Raw genomic sequence first — 22,119 nt, 5'->3', positions numbered from 1 at the left:
AATGTGCCGCAAGCCTCCTGACGGAAGCCTTGAGACGTCCACCCCCGACGAATCGAGGCTCCCTGATGACCGTCCTGCTGGAAAGGCCGGCGACGACCGCGACGGCTGGAAGGGACCCGTTCATCGACGTGCTGCGCGTGTTCGGGATGGCGCTGGTCGTCCTGCAGCACTGGACGATCCCCGTGCTCGCCTACGACGGCGCCCGGCTGACCACCGGCAACGCGCTGTCCACGCCGGGCGTGTGGGTGATCACCTGGATCAGCCAGGTGATGCCGCTGGTCTTCTTCGCCGGCGGCGCGGCCAACGCGATCAGCTTCGGCCGCACGCACCTGCCCGCGCCGCAGTGGCTGTCCTCCCGGCTGCGCCGGCTGGCCTGGCCGCTGCTGCCGCTGGCCGCGGTCTGGATCCCGCTCCCCCACGTGCTGCTGACGCTGGGCGTGCCCGCGCAGCCGCTCGAGGTGGGGGCGAAGCTGACGGGTCAGCTGCTGTGGTTCCTGGCCGTCTACCTGATCGCCGTGACGGCCACGCCGTACCTGGTGAAGCTGCACGGCAGGTACGGCTGGCGGGTCCCCGCCGTGCTCGCCGCGGGAGCCGTGCTGACGGATGTGGCCAGGTTCTCCACCGGCGTGGAGGCCGTGGGCTACCTCAACATCGTGTTCGTCTGGCTGGCGGTGTACCAGCTGGGCTTCTTCTACCGGCAGGGGCGGCTGACCAGGCCGGGCCTGATGGCGGCGGGCGGGTTCGGCGCGGCGGCGCTGCTGGTGGCGTTCGGGCCGTACCCGGGCAGCATGATCGGCCTGCCGGGGGCCGCGGTGTCGAACATGGCGCCGCCCACGCTGGCCATGCTGGCGGTCGCGTTCGGCCAGATCGGCCTGGTGACGATGCTGCGGTCGCACATCCTGCGGCTGCCCACCCAGCGCTTGCTGGCCTGGGCGGGCCCGCGGATCATGACGGTGTACCTGTGGCACATGCCGGCGCTGTTCACCGTCACCGGGGTCGTCGTGGTGGGGCTCGGCCTGGACACGCCCGCGCCCGGCAGTGCGGGCTGGCTGGCCGGATGGCCGCTGTGGTTCGGCGCGCTGTGTCTGGTGATGTGGCCGCTGCTGCGCGGGTTCGCCCGCTTCGAGGAGCCGCCCGCGCTGCCGTACGGCAGGGCCACCTGGACCACCGTGCTGGCCTCCACCGTGCTGATCGGGGGCGGGCTGCTGACGCTGACCGTGGCCGGGTTCGCGCCGGGGGTCGCGCCCGTGGCGGCGATCGTGGCGATCCTGGGCGGGCTGCTGCTGACCGGGCCCAGGGCCCAGGTGCCCGCGCGCGTGTGAGGGTTCGGAAACACGCCGTTCATCAGGGGATTGCGACAATCTGTGCCATGACTGAGATCCGTCCGCTGGAAGACGCCGACCTGCCCGCCATCGCCTCGATCTACGCCCACTACGTCGAGCAGAGCGTGGCCACCTTCGACGAGAGCGCGCCGGACGTGCAGGCGTGGCGGGCCAAGGCAGCCGGGGCCGCGGTCTTCCTGGTGGCCGAGGAGGACGGGGACATCCTCGGCTTCGCCTACGCGGGGCAGTACCGGCCCAAGCCCGGCTACCGGCACAGCCTGGAGGACACCATCTACCTGGCCCCCGGCGCCACCGGGCGCGGGCTGGGCCGCCGGCTGCTCGGCGAGCTGGTCGAGCGGTGCAGGCAGGGCGGCGCCCGGCAGCTGGTGGCCGTGGTGGCCGACACCGAGGACCCCTCGTCGCTGCGGCTGCACGAGTCGTTCGGGTTCAAGCAGGCGGGGCGGCTCGAGGCGATCGGCTTCAAGCACGGCCGCTGGATCGACACGATCCTCCTTCAGCTGCGGTTCTAGCCGCCGTGGCCGGCCGACGTCGTGCGCAGCACCCGCGATGGGCTCGCGTAAGGCGTAGGCGTGGGATACGGCGATGGTGAGACGGAGGGCAGGTCGTTGCGCAGGTGGGGGGTCAGGAGCGTGCTCCAGGCGTGGGCCATCTTCCGGTACTCCTCCTCGCAGCGCACGGCCCGCGAGACCGGCAGTTCGCCGTCGGCCACGAGCTGCAGGAACCCGTTGTGGTCCGAGCCGTACAGGTAGCACATCATGTTGTAGTAGCGCTGCAGGCTCAGCGAGTGCTCGTCGGCGAAGGCCTGCTTGTCGACGTCCTCGCTCTGCGACACCCGCCCCCAGGTCTCGATCGTGCTGATGATGTCGGTGTAGTCGTCCTGGTCCTCGGCGCCCTGGATGAGCACCAGGGCCGCCAGCTGGTCCACGGAGTCCTCCTCCCGGCCGGTGGCGGGCAGGTCGTACAGGTCGATCAGGCCGTGGCCGAGCTCGTGGTAGAAGATGCCGTTCATGGCACCTACCACGCTCTTGTCCACTTCCTTGGCGCTGGGCTTGGACTTCTTGCCCTTGTCCGGCTCGCGGAAGAGCTCCGCCAGGTAGTCGATCATCTCGTAACAGATGACGATGGACCTGGTCTCGGGGTCGTAGAGGGCGTTGATCCCGTCGCACTGGTCGGCGATGATCGGGACGTTGACCGGCGGGAAGAAGCCTTCGTTGGCCGTCAGCGCCCAGTCCTCGAGCAGGTGGTTGTCCTTCATCAACTTCTGTGCGGCGAGCAGCGACCTGTCCTCCGGCTCCTCGTAGTTCGGCACGAAGGCGTACCTGCCCGTGGGACTGGGACTGGGACTCGGGCTCGGCACCGCCGCGCCGCCTCCCGCCGGGCCTGACGGCGCCGCCGTACCCCTGGGCGTGGGACCTGATGCGGAGCCGGACGGCGACCCATGAGCGCCGGAACCGGCGGGCATGGGCAGCGGACCGTTGCCGCACGCGCTGAGAGCGAGCGCCACCGCGCCCGCGACAAGCAGTCGACCTTTCATAGCAATATGGAATCAAACGGCTACTCTGCGTCATCATCCGGGGTTGGTTCGACCAGCAGGCCCGCGCTCGGCAGGATAGGGAGGGTGAGCCTACTCGTTGACCGACTGCCAGAAGAGATCGACGCCGATCCCGACACCATCTTCGATGCGTTCGCCTCGTGGAACACCGAGCGGGGGCTCACCCTCTATCCCGCTCAGGAGGAGGCGCTGATCGAGGTCCTCTCCGGCAGCAACCTGATCCTGGCCACACCCACCGGCTCGGGCAAGTCGCTGGTGGCAGCGGGGGCTCACTTCGCCGCGCTGACCAGGGACATCCGCACGTTCTACACCGCGCCGATCAAGGCTCTGGTGTCGGAGAAGTTCTTCGACCTGTGCGCGATCTTCGGCACCGAGAACGTGGGCATGATGACCGGCGACGCCAGCGTCAACCCGGGCGCGCCGATCATCTGCTGCACCGCCGAGATCCTGGCCAACGTGGCGCTGCGCGACGGCGCGAAGGCCGACATCGGCCAGGTCGTGATGGACGAGTTCCACTTCTACGCCGAGCCCGACCGCGGCTGGGCCTGGCAGGTGCCGCTGCTCGAGCTGCCGAACGTGCAGTTCGTGCTGATGTCGGCGACGCTGGGCGACGTCTCCATGTTCGAGCGGGACCTGACCCGGCGCACCGGGCGGCCGACGGCCGTGGTCAAGCACGCCGAGCGGCCGGTGCCGCTGGTGTACTCCTACCGGATGACCCCGCTGCACGAGACGCTGGAGGAGATGCTCAGCACCGGCATGGCCCCGGTCTACGTCGTGCACTTCACCCAGGCCGCAGCGATGGAGCGCGCCCAGGCCCTGATGTCCATCAACATGGCGACGAAGGCGGAGAAGGACGCCATCGCCACCATGATCGGCCATTTCCGCTTCACCACCCGCTTCGGCCGCGCGCTGTCACGGCTGGTGAAGCACGGCATCGGCGTGCACCACGCGGGCATGCTGCCCAAGTATCGGCGCCTGGTGGAGCGCCTCGCGCAGGCCGGGCTGCTGAAGGTCATCTGCGGCACCGACACGCTCGGCGTCGGGGTGAACGTGCCGATCCGCACGGTGCTGTTCACCGCGCTGTCGAAGTACGACGGCAACAAGGTGCGCCGCCTGCGGGCCCGCGAGTTCCACCAGATCGCCGGCCGGGCGGGCCGGGCAGGCTTCGACACGATCGGCTACGTGGCCTGCCAGGCGCCCGAGCACGACGTCGAGAACGCCAGGGCCCTGGCCAAGATCGGCGACGACCCGAAGCGGCGCCGTGGCTACGCGCGCAAGAAGCCGCCGGAGGGTTTCGTCGGCTGGAGCGAGGACACCTTCGCCAAGCTGCAGGAGGCCGAGCCTGAGCCGCTGGCCTCCCGCTTCAAGGTGAGCAACGCCATGCTGCTGGCCATCATCAACCGGCCGGGCGACTGCTTCCAGGCGATGAAGCACCTGCTGACCGACAACCACGAGGACCGCAAGTGGCAGCGCCGGCACATCAGCCAGGCCATCGCCATCTACCGGTCGCTGCTCGCGGGCGGCATCGTCGAGCAGCTGCGCGAGGCCGACGACCAGGGCAGGCGGGCCAGGCTGACGATCGACCTGCAGGAGGACTTCGCGCTCAACCAGGCGCTGTCGACGTTCGCGCTGGCGGCCTTCGACCTGCTGGACCGGGAGTCGCCCAGTTACGCGCTGGACATGGTCTCGATCGTGGAGTCGATCCTGGACGATCCGCGCCAGATCCTGTCCGCGCAGTTGAAGAAGGCCAGGGGTGAGGCCGTCGCGCAGATGAAGGCCGACGGGCTCGAGTACGAGGAGCGCATGGACGCCCTCGCCGAGGTCATGTATCCGATGCCGCTGGAGACCCTGCTGCTCGGCGCCTACGAGACCTACCGGCGCGGCCATCCGTGGGTGGGCGACTACACGGTCAGCCCCAAGTCCGTCGTGCGCGACATGTTCGAGCGGGCGATGACCTTCGGCGAGTACATCCAGTTCTACGAGCTGGCCCGCTCGGAGGGCACGGTGCTGCGGTACCTGGCCGACGCCTACCGGACGCTCAGCCGTACCGTTCCCGAGCATCTGAAGACCGAGGACCTGGTCGACCTGATCGAGTGGCTGGGCGAGCTGGTCAGGCAGGTCGACTCCTCGCTGATCGACGAGTGGGAGAAGCTGGCCAACCCCGAGGAGGCGCTGGCCAAGCAGGAGGAGCTGGAGACCAGGGTGCGGCCGGTCACCGGCAACCCGCGCGCCTTCAGGGTCCTGGTGCGCAACGCCATGTTCCGCCTGGTCGAGCTGTGCGCGATCGAGAAGGAGAACGAGCTGGAGGAGCTGGCGCCCGACGTCGACTGGGGCGCGGCCCTGGACGCCTACTACGACGAGCACGAGGAGATCCTCACCGACGCCGACGCGCGCGGGCCCGCCCTGCTGCGCATCGAGGAGGAGTCCGGGCTGTGGAAGGTGCGCCAGACGATCCGCGACCCCGCCGGAGACGGCGACTGGGGCATCGACGCCCAGGTCGACCTGGCCGGCTCCGACGAGGAGGGCCGCGCCGTCCTGCACGTGCAGGGCCTCAACCGGCTCTGACGGTACGCCTGGACGGGCGGCCTAGCAGGCGGCGATGTCGCAGATCTTGGCGAGCATCCGGCCGGCGTCGCCGCTCTGCCGCCTGAAGTCGGCGGCGGACGGCTTGCCCCACTCCCCCGCCTGCGTGTAGATCACCAGGGCGTTGGCGCGGCGGGCCACCACGGCGCGCTCGCCGCCGACGCCGCGGGCCTGGCCGGTCACGGTGATCGCCTCGTCCCCCAGCGAGGCGGCGCGCCAGGAGAAGCGGTAGTCCTTGGTCGAGCACTTCCTGGCCGCGACCTTGATGGCCTGTATCGCCTGGCCCGCGGCGGCGTCGGTCGAGTACAGCACCACCTGCTCGGACTTGGAGAAGTCGGGCACCGCCGTGTAGGTGAGGGTCCTGGCCGCGGTGCGTCCCGCCTGCCCGAGCCCGGCCTTGTCGCACGGGTTGACCACGAGCTTGGCGCCCTTGCCGCGGCTGACGGCCCAGGTGGTCTGCGGGTCGCGGTCCTTCGTGGCGGCGGCCTTCTCGTAGAGCAGGAAGCCGTTCGGGATCGCGGTCGTCACGGCGGTCGCGAGCAGTAACAGGTTGATCATGGGTCAAAATGGTAAGGGTGAGCACGCAGGACATCCGGCAGGTACTCGGCCTGCTCTACCAGGACGACACACGCGAGGCGTTCGCCCGGCTCGTGCTGGGCGGCACGGGCGACGGGCTGTCGCAGAAGGCGCTGGCCAAGCTGGCCGGGGGCGGCCTCGCCGTACAGGACGGGAACGGGTGGCGGGCGCGGCCGGAACGCTTCCGCGAGCTGCTCAAGGACAGCGCGGAGCCGGCGGCCGAGCTCGACCCCGAGGAGCGGCTGCTGCGCACGTTCCTGGTGGACGGGCGGCTGGCGAGCATCCCGACGAAGCGCGAGAAGCGGCTGGTGGTCCTGCGCTACGTCTCACGGGTGTTCGAGCTGGGCGTCCGCTACTCGGAGAAGGACGTGAACGTGGCGCTGCGCGCCTTCCACGACGACTACGCCGCGCTGCGCCGGTACCTGATCGATGAGGACCTGCTGTCTCGTGGCGATGGCATGTACTGGCGCAGCGGCGGCCCCGTCGACCTCTAGGGCGCCGTCAGCCGGGCGCGCACCAGCGCGACCTCCTCGGGTCCCAGCCCACCGTCCAGCAGGTACGGCTCGGCCCCGCCGTACCGCTCGCGCAGGTAGGCCAGGGTCGCCCGCATCGTGGCGGCGGTGATCTGGTCGAGCATCCAGGTCTGGGCGGGCGGCAGGAAACGGGCCGTGAGGGCGTAGTCGGCGGCGATCTCCTGCTCCGGCACGCCCGCCAGGGCCAGTGCCAGCGCCACGACCAGGCCGGTGCGGTCCTTGCCCTGGTGGCAGTGCACCAGCACGCCGCCCTCGGGGGCCTGCGCGATGGCGCTCAGCACCGCGGCCAGGTTGACCTGGCCGCGGTCGAGGACGGCCCGGTAGATGGCGGGCAGCGTGTCGCCCATCGCCTCCAGCAGGGTGTCCTCGGGCCGCAGCACCGACAGGTTGCGGTAGGCCCGGTGCCCGGACAGTGGGCTGGGGTCGACGTCGGTCTCGGTGGCCAGGCGCAGATCCAGGACCCGGGTGACGCCGTGGGCGAAGATCGCTTCCGTGGTGTCGCGGCCGGGCCTGCCAGAACGGACGAGGGCGCCGCGGCGGATCCTGCCACTCCCCAGATCGCGGGCGTTCTGGCAGCCGGGCCAGTCGAGGATCATCGAGCGTTCCGCAGGTTGCTGGTCCACGCGTCGATGGTGGCCTGCCAGGCGTCCGGGTCTTCAGGGCGGCCCGGCACTCCCGGCCTGGTCTGCCAGGGCAGCGGGCCGGACTCGTGGCGGTACTCGACGCCGAGCGCGTCCAGCCGGGGCAGGTGGGCGGCCAGGCGGGCGCGGAAGCCGGGCAGGTCGCGTTCGGGTCCGGACCAGACGGTCTCGGCGAAGGCGGCCAGGCGGGGGAAGGCCATGTAGTCGATGCGCCGGTTGGAGTCGATCAGCTCGGTCCAGATGCCGCACTGCGCGCCCAGCACGTGCGCGGCCGCGGGATCGCCGCGCAGTTCGGCGGGGACGGGTTCGAAGGCGTAGACGTCGTCGAGGGTGAGCACGGTGCCGAAGGGCACGGGCTCGTCGTCGCGTTCGCTCTGCCGGTAGTCGAAGTAGACGGAGGTGTTGGCGCAGTTGATCACGTCGTGGCCGGAGCGGGCTGCGGCGACCGCGCCCAGGTCGGCCCGCCAGGAGGCGACGACCGCGCCGGGCGCCAGGCCGCCTTCGAGGATCTCGTCCCAGCCGACCAGGCGCCGGCCGCGCGCGGCCAGGTAGTCGTCGAACTGGTGGATGAACCAGCTCTGCAGCTCGTCCTCGTCGCGCAGGCCGAGCTCGCGGATGCGCCGCTGGGCGGACGGGCTGGTGCGCCACTGGTCCTTGGGACACTCGTCGCCGCCAACGCAGATGTACGGGCTGGGGAACAGCTCGAGCACCTCGTCGAGCACGTTCTTGAAGAAGGCGATCGTGGCGTCCTCGACGTTGAGCACGTTGGAGCCGATCCCCCAGGTGCCGCTCACCTCGATGGGCGTGTCGAGGTTGCCCAGCTCCGGGTAGGCGGCGATGGCCGCCTGGGTGTGCCCGGGCAGGTCGATCTCGGGCACGACGCGGATGTGGCGGCGGGCGGCGTAGGCGACGATCTCGCGGACGTCGTCCTGGGTGTAGTAGCCGCCGTGTGGCCGGCCGTCCATCTCGCCCATCCAGCCGACCTGGCTCTCCTTGCGCCAGGAGCCGACCTCGGTCAGGCGCGGGTACCGCTTGATCTCGATGCGCCAGCCCTGGTCGTCGGACAGGTGCAGGTGCAGCACGTTCAGCTTGTGCACGGCCATCAGGTCGATGAAGCGCAGCAGGTCGCCCTTGGTCATGAAGTGCCTGGCCACGTCGAGGATCGCGCCGCGCCAGGCGAAGCGCGGCGCGTCCTGCACGTGTACGGCGGGCAGCTCCAGCGGGCCGCCGGCCGCGCCCCTGCGGAAGGCGGCGGCGGGCATGAGCTGGCGCAGCGTCTGCGCCCCGTAGAAGGCGCCCGCGGGCCCGCCGGCGTCGATCTCGATGCCGTCGGGCGCCACGGTGAGCCGGTAGGCCTCCGGCGCCAGGTCGTCCAGCCCCAAGGTGATCGTTCCCGGCCCCGGCCTGCCGGGGAGCAACTGGCCGCCGGTGACGGGCGACAGCTCGCCCCGCAACCAGGCCGCCACCTCGCCGAGCGCGGGATCGGCGGCGAGCGCGGTCTCCCTGTCGAGGACGAAGCGGCCGAGCCGGGTCTCGAACCGCGCGGGCTTGGGAACGATCATCAACGGGCCTCCTAGGAGCAGGTGATGGCCGCCTCGCCGAAGTCGGCGTGGTCGGATGTGGCGTTGTCGCCGCCGTTGGTCACGACGAGCCGGACGTAGCGGGCGCCGGTGACATCGGCGGTGACCTTCTTGGCCGGCTGGGCGCCGGTGAGGATGCCGGAGTGCGCGGCGCGGCCGCCGTCGGCCCAGACCTCGAGGTCCACGGATCCGGCGTCGCCGACCTCGTCGTCGACCCCGCCCTGGAACTCGACGGTCGAGCAGCGGCCGCCGGTGTAGAACTCGATCTCGGCGGGCGCGTGGGTGCCGAGCCCCTTGGCGTACTTGACGCCGCCGATGGTCAGCGGGGCGCCGTCGTTCTGGCCCTTGCCGCCGACGCTCTGGTCGCGCTCGACCGGTCCCCAGTAGTTGGCGGATTTGGTCCACGTCAGGTCGCTGATGTACGACTTTCCGGATCCGGGTCCCTGGGCGACCCTGGCGACCGCGGCCCCGCCGAGCTTGACGCCTCCTGCGGCGGTGACGGCGCCGGTCAGGTCGTAGGTCTTCTGCTCGGCCCCGGCGGGAGCGGTGACGGCCCACCTGGCGGTGAAGGTCTCCCCCGCGTCCAGGCCGCGGGTGGTGCTGTCCGTGCGCGGCGTGGCCGTCCACCCGTCCGGTACGGCGAGCGTCACCGCGACGTCGCGCAGCCGCTCGGTGCCGCCGGTGTTGGTGACCGTGGCCGCCACCTCGACCGGCTTGCCCGGCTCGAACACCGAGGGCCGGTTGTCGCCGAGGAACTTGGCCGGATCGAGGTCGAAGGAGACCAGCGGCGCGGCGTGCTCGCGGCTCGGGGTGAGGCGGTACATGACGCTGCCGTGCCCGGGCACCGCGGCCGACAGGTCACCCTTGGTGGACCAGACGGCGCCGGTCCACAGGTCCTCGACCCGGTAGCGGGAGGCGTCCGGCAGCTTCAGCCGGCTCGCCTTGACGGAGATCGTGGTCTGCCTGTCGCTCTCGTTGAACAGCACGACGGCCAGGTCGCCGTTCTCCAGCGGCTTGGTGATCACGTGGTACCAGCCGTCGGTCTGCGCGAAGCGGCCCATCGCGCCGAGCTTGTCCTGGTCGACGGCGACGACCTTGGGGTTGGCCACGATCGGGGCGGGCGCCTTGGCCGGGTCGGCCTGCAGGATGAGCGGGGCCGCGGCGACGGCCCACAGGCTGAACTGGGAGCGGTACTCGGCCTCGGTCATGCCGCCGAGCCCGGCCTGGATGAGGTCTGGGTCGGCCCAGGAGCCCTTGCCCGCGTAGTCGACGCGGAGCATGGCGGTCTCCCAGACGCTCAGCATGTTGGCGTAGGTGTCGGCGATCGGGCGAGTGACCAGGTTCGTGCGCCAGGTGGTGGCCACGTCCTTGCCCCACAGCCAGGGCACCGTGCTGCCTTCCTCGTTGTTCATGGCGAAGGCGATCGAGTCGCCCAGGGCCTGGCGCATCGGCGGGTAGAGGGTCTGGGCGATGTCGCGGGTGCCCTTGCCTGGGAAGTCGGCGGTGGGGATGGCGCACCAGTCGTACTTGACGTAGTCGACGCCCCAGCCGCGGACCATGGCGGCGTCGTCGGCCTCGTGCTTGTAGGAGCCGCGGCCGGCGCCCGCGCAGGCCTTGGTGCCCGCCGACAGGCTGAGGCCCAGCTTGAGCCCCTTGCCGTGGACGTAGTCGGCCAGTGCCTTGATGCCGGAGGGGAAGCGGGCGGGGTCGGCGTTGCCGTCGGGGCCCTGCCAGCAGCCGTCGAGGATGACGTAGCGGTATCCGGCCTGGGCGAGCGGGGCCAGGTTGTCGGCGGCCTGCCGTACCGAGGCCTCGGAGACGGAGCAGCCCAGGGCGCGGCTGCTCCAGCCCATCGGCGGGGTGTCGGCGGTCGGAGGCGCGGCGTGGGCGCTGGATAAGGGCATGGCGAGGAGGACCGCCACCGTGAGGGCGGCCGGGAGCTTACGCATTCGAGTTCCCGTCAGGCTGGGTTCAGCGTGGGGTTGCCGGGCTCGATGACGAACGAGCCGGAGGTGTAGGCCGGGGAGTGCGGCTGGGTGACGACGGCGAGCGAGCGGAAGTCGACCTTGATCTCCTTCTGGCTGATCTTGGCGTTGACGTAGCCGCGGCGGCCGTTGAAGAACTTGACGTGCGGGTTCTCGGCCAGGAGCTGCCGGGTGTTGGGGTACTCGTCCAGGCCGTTGCCGGCGCTGGTGATCGAGGTGGTGACCAGCTCGACGGCGACCGGCTTGGAGGCGGGGTCCTGGTAGTCGCGCTTGAGCTCGCCCGCCCAGTGGGAGTGCACGTCGCCGGTCAGCACGACGGCGTTGCGCTTGGCCTCGTCGATGGTGGCGGCCAGGCGGTCGCGGGAGCCGACGTAGCCGTCCCAGCCCTCGTTGGAGTAGCCCTTCTGCTCGCCGTTGACCCAGTCCATCTCCATCATGAACACCTGCTGGCCGATGACGTCCCAGGTGGCGCTGGAGTGGCGTAACTCGTCGAAGAGCCAGGCCTCCTGCTCCTTGCCCATGATCGTGCGGTTGGGGTCGAGGCGCTGGGTGCAGTCGGGGCCGACGGTGGTGCTGGTGCCGGTGCAGGCGTACAGGTCGCGGTACTGGCGGGTGTCGAGCATGTGCAGGTTGGCCACCGAGCCCCAGCGGAGGCTGCGATACAGCTTCAACGACCAGCCGTCGGGGCGCTGGGCGCGGCGCAGCGGCATGTTCTCGTAGTAGGCCTGGAAGGCGGCCGCGCGGCGGGGCAGGAAGGGCGGGTCCGGCTGCTCGGGCACGTCACCGGCCCAGGCGTTCTCGATGTCGTGGTCGTCCCAGACCACCACCCAGGGGGCGACGGCGTGGGCCTGCTGCAGGTCGGGGTCGGACTTGTGCTGGGCCTGGCGTAGGCGGTATCCGGCCAGGTCGAAGCACTCGCCGCCGGCCTGGTCACGCACCGGGTACTTGTAGTCGCCGTACTCGTAGTAGTAGTCGCCGAGGAAGGCGATCAGGTCCGGGTGGTCCTCGGCCATCCTGCGGTAGGCGGTGAACCAGCCGGTCTGCCAGTCGGCGCAGGAGGTGAACGCCAGGTTGAGCGCGCGGCTCGCCGTCCCCGCCGCAGGGGCGGTCAGCGTACGGCCGGCCGGGGAGATCTCGGTGCCGACGCGGAAGCGGTAGAAGTACTCGGCGCCGGGGTCGAGGTGGTCGACCTCGACGTGGACGCTGTGCGCCGCCTGGGGCCCGGCGAGCTCGACGCCACGCCGTACGACGTGCCGGAAGCCGTCGTCCTTGGCCAGCTGCCATTCGACGGGGACCGGCCGGTCGGGCATGCCGCCCAGGCCGTCGGGCGCGAGCGGGTCCATGGCCAGGCGGGTCCACAGGACCACGCCGTCGGGGGTGGGCTCGCCGGAGGCGACGCCCAACTGGAAGACATCGGATAAGGGGACACGGCGGACCGCCGCCCGCACGGGTGCGGCGGCACCCAGTGCGGCGGCGATGCCCACGCTCGCGCCCCCGGCGAAGAGAGAACGCCGGGTGATCATGATGGGGGGCTCCTACTTGATGGTCGCGTTGCCCTCGGTCACGGCCTGCTCCAGGCCCTGCTTGGGCGGGATCTTGCCGAGGTAGATCTCGTTGAAGATCTCGTTCAGCTTCGACTCGAAGCCGGTCCAGCCGGTGACGATCGGCATGTTGTACGTCGTGCCCTTCGACTCCTCGAGGTAGGGCGCGACGTCGATGTTCTTGGCCTTCCAGAAGTCGATGTAGCCCTGGGCCAGGGTGTCACCGGTGAGCGCGGGGAAGATGTAGCCCTGGTCGGCCATGGACTTCTGGGCTTCCTCCGAGCTGAGGTACTTGGCGAGCTTCATCGCCTCCTGCAGGTGCTTGCCCTTGGCGTAGACGGCCTCGCCCAGCCCGTTGATGTTGACGGCGCGGCCCTTGGGCCCCTCGGGCATGGGCGCGACGCCGATCTCGAACTTCACGCCGGGCGCCACGAACGGCAGCAGCGCGTTGTTGGCGGGGAACATGGCGACGGTGCCGCCGGTGAACATGTCGGTCGCCTTGCCGGTGGGCGGGTTGGTCTGGGTGGCCGGCGGCGAGACGTGGTACTTGGAGATCAGGTCGACGCCGAACTGGACCGCCTGCGCGGAGGCGTCGTCGTTGAAGGTGTAGGTGCCGAACGGCTTGTCGACGAGCTTGCCGCCGTTGGACTCGATCCAGTTCATCCACTGGGTCTGGGAGTGGTTCCACGACCCGAAGCCGTAGGTGGCGATCTTGTCGGCGTTGAAGCCCGGGTCGTCGGGGTGCTTGCCCGCCTCGTCGGTCGTGAGCTTCTTGGCCACCTCGACCAGGGTGCCCGAGCCGTCGGGGGCCCAGGTGAGCTTGTCGGGCATGGTGACGCCGGCCTTCTTGAACAGGTCCTTGTTGTAAAGGAGGCCGGGCATGCCCCAGTCCTTGGGCACGCCGTACAGCTTGCCGTTGTAGGTGTTGGAGGAGACGACGTTGGGGTGGTACTTGGAGGTGTCGAGCCCGAGCGGGCCCAGGTCGGCCAGCACGCCCTTGGTGGCGAACTCGGGGAAGTATCCGGGCGACATCCAGAACACGTCGGGCGCGCTGCCGGCGACGGCGTCGGCCGTGAGCTTGGTCCAGTAGTCGTCGTAGGGCATGACCTCGATCTTGACCTTGATGTTCGGGTTGGCCTTCTCGAAGCCGGCCATCACCTTGTCGTAGCCGACCTTCTGCTGGTCGTCCCACAGCCGGTAGGTGAGCGTCACGGGCCCGTCCTTGGTGGAGCCGGAACCGCAGGCCGCGAGCGGGAGGACGGCCAGGACGGCGAGGGCGAGGCGCATGCGGGGGGATTTCATGGGGTGCCTTTCACTTCAGACCGGTCAGCACGACCGACCGGACGATGTATCTCTGGAAGAAGATGAAGATCGCGACCATCGGAACCAGCGCGATCAGACCCCCGGCCATGATCCGCGAGTAGTCGACGCCGATGCCGACCTTGAGCGCCGCCAGCGCGACAGTGATGACCTTGGTCTCGTCGCCGCCGCCGGTGATGATCAGCGGCCACAGGAAGCTGTTCCACGACGAGATCACCGTGATGATCGCCAGCGTCCCCAGCGCCGGCTTGCACAGCGGCAGCAGCACCCGCACCAGGATCGTCAGCGGCCCCGCGCCGTCGATGCGCGCGGCCTCCTCCAGTCCTGCCGGCAGCGAGCGGAAGAACTGCCGCATCAGGAAGATCCCGTACGGCGTGCCGAGGATGTAGGGCACCAGCAGCCCGCCCCAGGTGTTGATCAGGCCGAGCTTCTGCATGATGAGGAAGAGCGGGATGACGGTCACCGCGACGGGCACCATCATGGTCGCCACGAACACCCAGAAGAGCACGTCCCTGCCGCGGAAGCGGAGCCGGGCGAAGGCGTAGGCGGCGAACGTGGTGAAGACGAGCTGGCCGAGCGTCAGCGCGACGGTCATGAGCAGCGTGTTGAGGATGTAGCGGGGGAACTCGCCGTCGAGCAGTGCGGCCAGGTTGCCGGTGGTGGGCGGGATGCCCGGCAGCCACGGCTCGGTCGAATGGAGCTGCGTCTGCGTCTTGAACGCCGTCAGCACCACCAGCAGGTAGGGGAAGACCGAGATGATCGAGCCGATGACGAGCGCGGCGTAGACGAGGAATCGCTTCATGGCCTCTCAGCTCAGGTCGTAGGTGGTGCGCTTGGCGAAGAACCTGACCTGGGCCAGCGTGACCAGCAGGATCACCAGGAACAGCACCAGCGACAGCGTCGAGGCGTAGCCGAAGTCGAACTCCTTGAACGCCACGTGGAAGATCTTGTAGTTGATGACCGCCGTCGACTGGCTCGGACCGCCCGCGGTCATGGAGTAGATCGTGTCGAACGCCTGGAAGGCGCCGATCATGTTGGTCACCGTGACGAAGAACATCGTGGGGTTGAGCAGCGGCAGCGTCACCCGCCAGAACCGCTGCCGGGGCGTGGCCCCGTCGCAGGCGGCCGCGTCGTAGAGCTCCTGCGGGATGCCCTGCAGCCCGGCCAGGAAGAACAGCATGTTGTAGCCGGTGTTCTGCCAGACGTGCACCAGCGCGACCGCGGGCAGCGCCAGCGACGTCTCCGACAGCCAGGCCGGGCCGGTGATGCCGAACAGGTCGAGGAACTGGTTGATCGCGCCGTCCTTGGGATCGAAGATCCAGCTCCAGACCAGGCCGAGCACCATCGGCGTGGCCATCCACGGCACGACGAACAGGGCGCGGAAGAACTTCACGCCCTTGACCTTCTGGTTGACCAGCAGGGCGAGCGCCAGGGCCAGCACGGTCTGCAGCGGGATGCACAGCAGCACGTAGGCGACCGTGATGCCGAGCGAGCTCCACACCGAGCCGTCGCCGGCCATCTTGCGATAGTTGTCCAGGCCGACGAACGTCGGATCCGACAGCAGCTCCCAGTCGAAGAAGCTGAGCACGAAGACGATGACGACGGGGAGGATCAGGAAGGCGACGACGCCGAACAGGCTGGGGCCGATGAAGAGGTAGGCGTGCCAGCCGCCTCTCCGCCTGGCCTTGGTCTTCCGCGCTGCGACGCGCCGGGTGAGCGCTTCCGTGGTCATGAGCCCTCCTTCGTCGGTCTCATGACCAAGGTGCTGTGTCTATTGATGACCTCGACAAGCTCAGTCATGCTGGCTCCACCCGGGTGGGGACCATGAGCCGTCTGGTGGTCTCCAGTCCCCACGCGTCCAGCGCGGCGATCGGGTCGCTCGAGCCGCGTAGCCCGCCGGTCGTCGCGACGAACGCCGCCCACTCCTGCCTGGCCTCCACCTCGGGGCGCAGGATGATGCAGTCGGGGTCGTTGACCCACCAGCGGGCGTGCAGAAACTCTCTGGCCCCGCTGGTCAGCCGGGCGCCGAGCTGGGAGGGCTGGCTGATGTCGCCCGACTTGGGCAGCAGCGTGGGCGCGATGTCGGGACCGACCCGCATGACGTCCACCAGGCCGATGCTGGGCAGCATCGGGGCTCCGCAGCCGTGCAGGGTGGCGTCGGGGCCCGCGCCCTGGCGGATGAGCTCCAGGCCGCGGCGGTAGGCCTCGATCGGGTCGACGTCCTCGCGGCGGCGGCCGTGCAGCGCGCCCGCGTAGACGTAGTCGAGCTTGAAGTGGGTGATGCCCTTGCCCGCCAGCTGGCTGAAGACGTTTACCAGATGCGCGGCGGCGTCGGGGTGGGTGACGTCCAGGACCGCGAGCTCCTGGTCCCACATCCGGCCCGCGTGGGCGTCGCCGACCAGCCAGTCGGGGTGCTCCTCGAAGATCCGGCTGCGGTGGCCGACCAGGAAGGGCGCGGTCCAGATGCCGGCCCGCCTGCCTGCGCCGGTGACCGTACCGACCGCTCTGTCGAGCGAGCCGAAGCCGGGGCGCGGCTCCAGCCAGTCGCCGATCTCCGCCTCGTAGCCGTCGTCGATGAGGAACATGTCGGCGCCCAGTCCGTGGCGCTCGCACAACTCCAGGTTGTCGATCACGTCCTGGTCGGTGACCTTGTCCCAGTAGCCGTACCAGGTGCACCACATCGGGGGCACCGCCGGGATCTTCGGCCCGGGTGAGCCGGCCATCGAGTCCGCCCACTCTCGCAGCGCCGTGTCGAGGCTCGCCGCACTCCACTGCAGGACGGGGCCGTCGGCGGAGACGACGACGCGCTCCCCCTGCCGGCGTGCCCTGATCGAGGGGACGAGCAGCGGGCTGGTCGCCGAGAAGATCTGGACGGGCCCGCCGTCGCCGGGGTCGACGACCAGCAGGCCCTCGCCCTGGAACCAGCCGGCCGGCACCGGCGTCTCCGGCCGATAGCAGAGGGTCTGGATGTTGCCGTCGGCGGCTCTGGGTGGGGTGTCACCGAGACCGTAGGTGCCCGAAGGGCTCCACGACTGCCAGCCGTGCTCGAAGATCCGCGCCCGGTCTGGCTGGCACGCGATCTCGCCGACGTCCGCGAACGGCATCAGGCTCTTTCCTTTCGCCTACTTACGAAGGAGCGCTTCATTACTAGCACTGACGATCCGGAGGGTCAATGCCCGTTCGTGCGCGATCACTGGCATACTTGAGCACGACTTAACAAGGACACCTGCATTAGGACAATGATGGCCAAACTTCGCGGCGGCGACCTGTCCCGGCTCAGGCAGCTGAACTCCCTGACCGCGATCGGAGCGCTGCGCGGGGCCGAGCCGCTCACCCTCTCGGCGCTGGCCGCGCGCACGGGGCTGTCGCGTCCCTCCACCAAGGAGGTCGTCGACGAGCTCATGGCGCTGGGCTGGGTGGAGGAGGTGCCGCCCACGCAGGGCACGATGGGCAGGCCGGCCCGCCGCTACCGCTTCCGCTCCGGCAGCGGCCACCTGGTCGGACTGGACATCGGCGGCCACAACATCAGGGCCGCGCTGGCGGACCTGGACGGCGAGATCCTGGCCGAGACCAGGCAGCCGGTCCTGCCGGACACGCCGCTCGAGGAGCGCCTGGCCGCGATAGAACGGGCCGTGGCCGGCTGCCTGGCGCTGGGCGGCAAGACGATCGCGGACGTGTGGATCGTCGCCGCGGGCACGATCGGCGTGGTCACCCCCGCGGGCCGCATCCTGTACTGCGCGGCGATCCCCGCCTGGACCGGGCTCGACCTGGCGGGGCACCTGCGCGCCATGTTCCCGTGCGAGGTCCTCGTCGAGAACGACAGCCGCCTGGCGGCCAGGGCCGAGGCCAAGCGCGGCGCCGCCCGCGGCGCGAGGGACGTGGTGTTCCTGCACGTGGGCCGGCGCATGGGCGCCGGGCTCATCATCGACGGCAAGGTCCACCGCGGCTTCGGCACGGCCGCCGGCGAGATCGCCATGCTGCCGCAGTCACGCTGGTTCGACGCGCCGGAGCACCTGCAGAACTGCTCGATCATCCCCGACGGCACGTCGCCGGAGGACGCCGCCGCCTACACGCTCGCGGCGGCCCGCGACGGCGACCCCGTCGCCCTGGACGCGGTCGGCCGTTACGTCGACGATCTCGCGGTCGGCACCAGCGCTATGGTCCTGCTGCTCGATCCCCAGGTCGTCATCCTGGGCGGCGGCTTCTCGCGCTCGGCCGACGTGCTGCTGCCGCCGCTCAGGGAGCGCCTCGAAGGCGCCTGCATCCGCATGCCGGACCTGCGGGCCAGCGCGCTCGGGGACGAATGCGTGGTGACGGGCGCCATCGACTTCGCCGTAGACCACCTCGACCACCAGCTCTTCACCCCCGACGCCCCGCTCCCGCCCACCAACGCCGAGAGCGTTCCATCATGAGGACATGTCGCGATCCGCGTGGAGGCGGCGCGGCGATGGGTCCTCCTTTCACGTACGCGGTGAGCAGCCGGTTTCGCCGGGAAAGTCGCGACTGAACCGGAAATATAGAGCGAACGGCGATCCTCGATGCGGGATGTTCACCGGCGGCGACGCAAGGGGCGATCGAGGTGCCACAAGAACTGGCGGCAGACCGTACGGCCGGCGAGGCGAGCACCGGGCACGCCGAGTTCCGCGTCCTCGGCAGGCTGGAGATCACGCGGGCCGGGCGGGAGGTCCGCCTGCCAGGGCAGCACGTGCACTGGCTGCTCGCCGTACTGCTGCTCTCCGACGGGAGTCCCGTGTCGGAGGACCAGCTGCTCCACCTGGTCTGGGGACCGTCGGGGACCAGCCTGCGCGCGCTGCGCACCACCATCTCGCGGCTGCGGTCGTGGATGCGCGGCCATGCCGGAGCGGCGCACGCGATCGAGCATGTCAGGTCCGGCGGGTATCTCTTCGAGGTGCCCGGGGAGCGGCTGGACGCGGCGCGGTTCATGAGCCTCTACCGGGCCTCGGGACGCGAGCCCGACCCGGACGCCGGGCTGGGCCTGACGTTGCGGGCACTGAAGGAATGGCGGGGCGTGGTTCTGGAGGGCGCGCCGGAGAGCATCCGGGCGCATCCGGCGATCGGCCGGTTGGAGCGCGCCCGCACCGCGTGCGCGTCGCGGGCGGCGGATCTGGCGCTGCGCGCGCACCGGCCCGAGGCCGCGTTGCGCCAGGTGCGTGATCTCGCGGCGGGCACTCCCTTCGACGAGCCGTTGCAGGCGCGGCTGATCAGGCTGCTCGCGGCGACCGGGCGCAGGGCCGAGGGGCTGCGGCACTTCGCGCAGGTAAGGCACAGACTCGCCGACGAGCTCGGCGTCGATCCCTCCGACGAACTGCGCGCGGCCCACGCGCTCCTGCTCCAGGAGCCACCGCGCCCGGACACCGGCGCGCCCTCGCCGCCGCGCGCGGGAACCAGAGCGCTCGCGAGTGCCAGGGGCACTACGACCGGGTGTGATTCCGGGGTGCCGGTCGCGGCGGAGTTGCCGATGGACGTGCGGACGTTCACCGGGCGCGCGCGGGAGGTCGAGAATCTCTGTTCGCTGCTGTCGGTGCCGAGGGGCGACGGGTCGGCGATCGCGTCGATCTCCGGATGCAGCGGCGTCGGCAAGTCGGCACTGGCGATCCATGTGGCGCACAGGATCGCCGAGCTCTACCCAGACGGGCAGCTGTATGTGAACCTCGGCGGCTCCACCCCCAACGTCAGACCGCTCGCCCCGGCCGCCGCGCTTGGCCGCATGCTGCGCTCGCTCGGGCTGGACGGCCAGGCGGTGCCGGTGGAAACCGAGGAGGCGGCGGCCAAGCTGCGTTCCCTGGTCGCGGGCAGGCGCCTGCTGATCGTGCTGGACAACGCCCTGGACGCCGCCCAGGTCCGCGACCTGCTGCCCGGCGACCGCGACGGCGCGGTCCTGATCACCAGCCGCAGGATCCTGACCGAGCTCGACGGTGTCACCCACGTCCGGCTGGACCTGCCTCCCGAGGAGGAATCCCTGTCGTTGTTCGCCGGCCTGGTCGGCCGGCACCGGGTGCGGGCAGAGCCGGACGCCGCCGAGGACGTCGTCAGCCGGTGCGGCCGGCTCCCCCTGGCGGTGTGCATCGCGGCGGCCCGGCTCAACGCGCGCCTCACTTGGAGCGTGCGCACTCTGGCCGACCGGCTGTCCGTCGACCGGCACCGCCTGGGCGAGCTGCGGGCGGGCGACCGCGCGGTGCGGGCGAGCTTCGCGGTCGGCTACGACGAGCTCGACGCCGATGAGGCGCGGATGTTCCGGCGGCTTGGGCTGCTGGCCACGCCCGACGTCGACGTGGCCGTCGCGGCGGCGCTGGCCCAGGTCGAGGAACGAACGGCGGAGGACCTCCTCGATCGGCTCGTCGACCTGCACATGGTGGAGAACCACGCCCCCGGCCGCTACGGCATGCACGACCTGCTGCGCCAGTTCGCCCACGACCGCGCCCTGCGGGAGGAGCCGCCGCACGAGCGCGAGCGGGCGGTTCGCGAGGTCGCGCACTGGTACCTGGCCACAGCCCGTACGGCGTGCCTGCACCTCAACCCGGACGCCGCCTGGCGCACGGAATGCGAACCGCGTCACCTGGACACCGCGGGCCGGAAGCTGGAGACCAATCAGCAGGTCCACGCCTGGGTCGAGGAGGAGGCGGCGAGCTTCGCCACGGTGTTGCGGCAGGCCGTGGCGGCGCTCGAGGACGGGCCGTCGCTGGTGGTGGCGCTGGCGGCGGCGCTCTACCTGCCGATGGGATACCAGCGGCTGTGGAGGGAGCAGCTCGCGCTGTGCGAGCTGGCGGTCGACGCGGCGGCGCGGACGGGCGATCCGCTGCACCACGCCATCAGCCACGGCGATCTGGGCGATGTGCGCTCGCACCTGGAGCGGCTGAGCGACGCGATCACCCAGCTGCGGGACTCGCTGGAGACCTACCGCCGCATCGGGCACGCGCGTGGCCAGGCGACGCAGCTCGATCGGCTGGCGGGCGCGCTCGGGCTGCTCGGCAGGTTCGAGGAGTCGATCGACTGCTACCTGCAGGCGCTGGAGCTGGATCGGCGGCAGGGCGACCGGTTCAACCAGGGCATGACGCTGAGCAACCTGGGGATCGCCTTCCAGCAGGCGGGCCGCCACGACGAGGCGATCAGGGCGCACGGCGAGGCCATCGAGATCCACCGGGAGGCCGAGGACCCGTTCGGGCTGGGCAGCCTGCTGGGCAACCTGGCGGAGGCGTGGCGGCTCAAGGGCGAGCCGGAGCGGGCGGCGGGCCTGTACAAGGAGGCGTTGCAGGCCGACGCGGACGCCCGCCGTACGGGCACCTACGACGAGGCCGAGCACTGGTGGGGGCTGAGCCGCTGCTACGACGACCTGGGCGAGCCGGAGCAGGCCAGGAAGGCGCGGCGGACGTGTGGGGCGATCCTGCACGACCTGGGGCTGATCACCGCGGCGGAGATGCGCGGCATGGACGCGGAGCGGCGCCCGCCGACACCGGAGATCATCCGCAGGAACACCTGAGGCGGCATCAGGCGTTGCGGGACACCTCGTGGGCGATGTCGCGCAGGAACGAGGCGATGATGCGGGCGCCCGCCCGGTCCTGGGTGAGGTTCTTGGTGCGTGCCCAGGCCCTGAGCGCCTCCAGGTCGGCGATGGTGAGCGTGACGATGATCTGCTTCACCGAGCCCGGCTTGTGCGGGACGCTGCCGGTCTCAGGGCCGACCTCAGGGCCGGCGCCGAGGAAGTCGGACTGCTGGGCCATCGACATCCCGGCCACCTCCGCGGCGAGCTGCCTGAGCTGCCGCTCGTCGACGTCGCCGCGCTGGCAGTGGTCCTCCAGCCTGATCGCCGTCTTCAAATCGATCGCTCCGTCCCTGACCAGCTCCTTCAGCTCCGGCCGCAGGCGGTCGAACTTCACATAGCCCCGCACCCTGCCGTACGGCAGGCCGAACCGCTCGGCGACCGCCTTGATCGACCCGTACCGGTTGTACAGGCTGGTGCAGGCGTCGATGAGGTCGAGCACGCTCAGGTCCCTGCGGATGAGGTTCTCGGAGATCGACAGGGCGCTGGCCACGTCGCGGTCCGGTCGTTCGGCGATGACGGCCGCGGTGATCTCGCGCGCGCCGAGCCTGCGCATCGCCAGCCAGCGCCGCTGGCCGGCCAGGATCTCGTAATGGCCGTCGTGGTCGTTCAGCGGGGCGACGATGATGGGTTCCAGCTGGCCGTGAACGCGGATGTTGGCGACGAGCTCGTCGATGTCTTCCTCGACCTCGCGGGTGCGGACCTGCCGGTCGCCGATGACGAGCCGGTCCAGGGAGATCTTCTCGACTCTGCTGAATGACACCACTCTTGCCCCTCCTCGGCTCGAGCGCTCGACATCCCGACGATGACATCGGCCGATGACAGCTCGTTCACATCCAGCCGCCTCCGGCTTCATCCGGGTTACAGGGTCGGTGATCCTAAGAAACCTCGCGGTCGTCTTAAGACC

17 protein-coding genes are annotated in these 22,119 nt (G+C 70.5%); 6 read left to right on the top strand and 11 right to left on the bottom strand.

The features are described 5' to 3' along the window. Positions 1-65 precede the first annotated feature (65 nt). Entirely contained in the window at positions 66-1,322 is a 1,257-nt protein-coding gene (locus ACIBHX_RS25275) for an acyltransferase family protein (RefSeq protein ID WP_397069694.1), read from the top strand. Positions 1,323-1,369: 47 nt separating this feature from the next. Further along, positions 1,370-1,852 carry a GNAT family N-acetyltransferase gene (locus tag ACIBHX_RS25270; RefSeq protein WP_397069693.1) on the top strand — a complete coding sequence of 161 codons (483 nt, stop codon included), beginning with the start codon at positions 1,370-1,372 and terminating at the stop codon, positions 1,850-1,852. Here the strand turns inward: ACIBHX_RS25270 and ACIBHX_RS25265 are convergent. Then, positions 1,849-2,877: a DUF4344 domain-containing metallopeptidase gene (locus ACIBHX_RS25265; protein WP_397069692.1), complete on the bottom strand. Its 1,029-nt coding sequence runs from the start codon at positions 2,875-2,877 to the stop codon at positions 1,849-1,851. The genes ACIBHX_RS25270 and ACIBHX_RS25265 overlap by 4 nt on opposite strands. An 84-nt stretch (positions 2,878-2,961) precedes the next feature. On the opposite strand from ACIBHX_RS25265, the gene ACIBHX_RS25260 reads away from it, so the two are divergent. Beyond that, positions 2,962-5,460: a DEAD/DEAH box helicase gene (locus ACIBHX_RS25260; protein WP_397069691.1), complete on the top strand. Its 2,499-nt coding sequence runs from the start codon at positions 2,962-2,964 to the stop codon at positions 5,458-5,460. Positions 5,461-5,481: 21 nt separating this feature from the next. Here the strand turns inward: ACIBHX_RS25260 and ACIBHX_RS25255 are convergent, their stop codons facing one another. After that, complete coding sequence (locus ACIBHX_RS25255) at positions 5,482-6,036, bottom strand: hypothetical protein (RefSeq protein WP_397069690.1); 555 nt, start codon at positions 6,034-6,036, stop codon at positions 5,482-5,484. 17 nt (positions 6,037-6,053) lie between these two features. Between ACIBHX_RS25255 and ACIBHX_RS25250 the strand changes: the two genes are divergently transcribed. Next, entirely contained in the window at positions 6,054-6,548 is a 495-nt protein-coding gene (locus ACIBHX_RS25250) for a DUF2087 domain-containing protein (protein ID WP_397069689.1), read from the top strand. Here ACIBHX_RS25250 and ACIBHX_RS25245 read toward each other — a convergent pair. From ACIBHX_RS25245 to ACIBHX_RS25210, 8 genes are all read right to left on the bottom strand, one after another. Further along, complete coding sequence (locus tag ACIBHX_RS25245) at positions 6,545-7,210, bottom strand: tyrosine-protein phosphatase (RefSeq protein WP_397069688.1); 666 nt, start codon at positions 7,208-7,210, stop codon at positions 6,545-6,547. The two genes, ACIBHX_RS25250 and ACIBHX_RS25245, sit on opposite strands and share 4 nt — an antisense overlap. Then, entirely contained in the window at positions 7,180-8,790 is a 1,611-nt protein-coding gene (locus tag ACIBHX_RS25240; RefSeq protein WP_397069687.1) for a beta-N-acetylhexosaminidase, read from the bottom strand. Before ACIBHX_RS25240 ends, ACIBHX_RS25245 begins: the two co-directional genes overlap by 31 nt. A gap of 11 nt (positions 8,791-8,801) precedes the next feature. Continuing rightward, positions 8,802-10,757 carry an NPCBM/NEW2 domain-containing protein gene (locus tag ACIBHX_RS25235; RefSeq protein WP_397069685.1) on the bottom strand — a complete coding sequence of 652 codons (1,956 nt, stop codon included), beginning with the start codon at positions 10,755-10,757 and terminating at the stop codon, positions 8,802-8,804. 11 nt (positions 10,758-10,768) lie between these two features. Then, positions 10,769-12,316 (bottom strand): alkaline phosphatase D family protein, encoded by a 1,548-nt coding sequence (locus tag ACIBHX_RS25230; protein WP_397069684.1) that lies wholly within the window; start codon positions 12,314-12,316, stop codon positions 10,769-10,771. Between the two features lie 12 nt (positions 12,317-12,328). After that, positions 12,329-13,621 carry an ABC transporter substrate-binding protein gene (locus tag ACIBHX_RS25225; protein WP_397069683.1) on the bottom strand — a complete coding sequence of 431 codons (1,293 nt, stop codon included), beginning with the start codon at positions 13,619-13,621 and terminating at the stop codon, positions 12,329-12,331. 25 nt (positions 13,622-13,646) lie between these two features. Then, a complete protein-coding gene (locus ACIBHX_RS25220) occupies positions 13,647-14,456 on the bottom strand; it encodes a carbohydrate ABC transporter permease (protein ID WP_397069682.1) in 810 nt (269 codons plus the stop codon). 6 nt (positions 14,457-14,462) lie between these two features. Then, the gene (locus ACIBHX_RS25215; RefSeq protein ID WP_397069681.1) at positions 14,463-15,386 is read right to left on the bottom strand and encodes a carbohydrate ABC transporter permease; all 924 of its coding nucleotides are present in this window, start codon (positions 15,384-15,386) and stop codon (positions 14,463-14,465) included. A 64-nt stretch (positions 15,387-15,450) separates the two neighbouring features. After that, positions 15,451-16,758, bottom strand: coding sequence for a glycoside hydrolase family 36 protein (locus ACIBHX_RS25210; protein WP_397069680.1), 1,308 nt, complete (start codon positions 16,756-16,758; stop codon positions 15,451-15,453). A 135-nt stretch (positions 16,759-16,893) separates the two neighbouring features. On the opposite strand from ACIBHX_RS25210, the gene ACIBHX_RS25205 reads away from it, so the two are divergent. Continuing rightward, positions 16,894-18,066: an ROK family protein gene (locus ACIBHX_RS25205; RefSeq protein ID WP_397069679.1), complete on the top strand. Its 1,173-nt coding sequence runs from the start codon at positions 16,894-16,896 to the stop codon at positions 18,064-18,066. Positions 18,067-18,233: 167 nt separating this feature from the next. Further along, positions 18,234-21,152: an AfsR/SARP family transcriptional regulator gene (locus ACIBHX_RS25200; RefSeq protein ID WP_397069678.1), complete on the top strand. Its 2,919-nt coding sequence runs from the start codon at positions 18,234-18,236 to the stop codon at positions 21,150-21,152. 7 nt (positions 21,153-21,159) lie between these two features. Here ACIBHX_RS25200 and ACIBHX_RS25195 read toward each other — a convergent pair whose 3' ends face one another. Further along, positions 21,160-21,975, bottom strand: coding sequence for a ParB/RepB/Spo0J family partition protein (locus ACIBHX_RS25195; protein ID WP_397069677.1), 816 nt, complete (start codon positions 21,973-21,975; stop codon positions 21,160-21,162). Between the last annotated feature and the right edge of the window lie 144 nt (positions 21,976-22,119).

Source organism: Nonomuraea sp. NPDC050536 (assembly GCF_044457685.1).
GTDB lineage: Bacteria > Actinomycetota > Actinomycetes > Streptosporangiales > Streptosporangiaceae > Nonomuraea.
The sequence above is the reverse complement of the archived record's forward strand: the minus strand, read 5'-3'. Positions and strand labels throughout refer to the sequence as shown.

Bases quoted from the DNA above. Each gene is read 5' to 3' on its own strand.
- ACIBHX_RS25220 (WP_397069682.1), bottom strand. From the start codon at position 14,456: ATGAAGCGATTCCTCGTCTACGCCGCGCTCGTCATCGGCTCGATCATC.
- ACIBHX_RS25255 (WP_397069690.1), bottom strand. From the start codon at position 6,036: ATGATCAACCTGTTACTGCTCGCGACCGCCGTGACGACCGCGATCCCG.
- ACIBHX_RS25235 (WP_397069685.1), bottom strand. From the start codon at position 10,757: ATGCGTAAGCTCCCGGCCGCCCTCACGGTGGCGGTCCTCCTCGCCATG.
- ACIBHX_RS25210 (WP_397069680.1), bottom strand. From the start codon at position 16,758: ATGCCGTTCGCGGACGTCGGCGAGATCGCGTGCCAGCCAGACCGGGCG.
- ACIBHX_RS25205 (WP_397069679.1), top strand. From the start codon at position 16,894: ATGATGGCCAAACTTCGCGGCGGCGACCTGTCCCGGCTCAGGCAGCTG.
- ACIBHX_RS25240 (WP_397069687.1), bottom strand. From the start codon at position 8,790: ATGATCGTTCCCAAGCCCGCGCGGTTCGAGACCCGGCTCGGCCGCTTC.
- ACIBHX_RS25215 (WP_397069681.1), bottom strand. From the start codon at position 15,386: ATGACCACGGAAGCGCTCACCCGGCGCGTCGCAGCGCGGAAGACCAAG.
- ACIBHX_RS25270 (WP_397069693.1), top strand. From the start codon at position 1,370: ATGACTGAGATCCGTCCGCTGGAAGACGCCGACCTGCCCGCCATCGCC.
- ACIBHX_RS25225 (WP_397069683.1), bottom strand. From the start codon at position 13,621: ATGCGCCTCGCCCTCGCCGTCCTGGCCGTCCTCCCGCTCGCGGCCTGC.
- ACIBHX_RS25265 (WP_397069692.1), bottom strand. From the start codon at position 2,877: ATGAAAGGTCGACTGCTTGTCGCGGGCGCGGTGGCGCTCGCTCTCAGC.
- ACIBHX_RS25275 (WP_397069694.1), top strand. From the start codon at position 66: ATGACCGTCCTGCTGGAAAGGCCGGCGACGACCGCGACGGCTGGAAGG.
- ACIBHX_RS25230 (WP_397069684.1), bottom strand. From the start codon at position 12,316: ATGATCACCCGGCGTTCTCTCTTCGCCGGGGGCGCGAGCGTGGGCATC.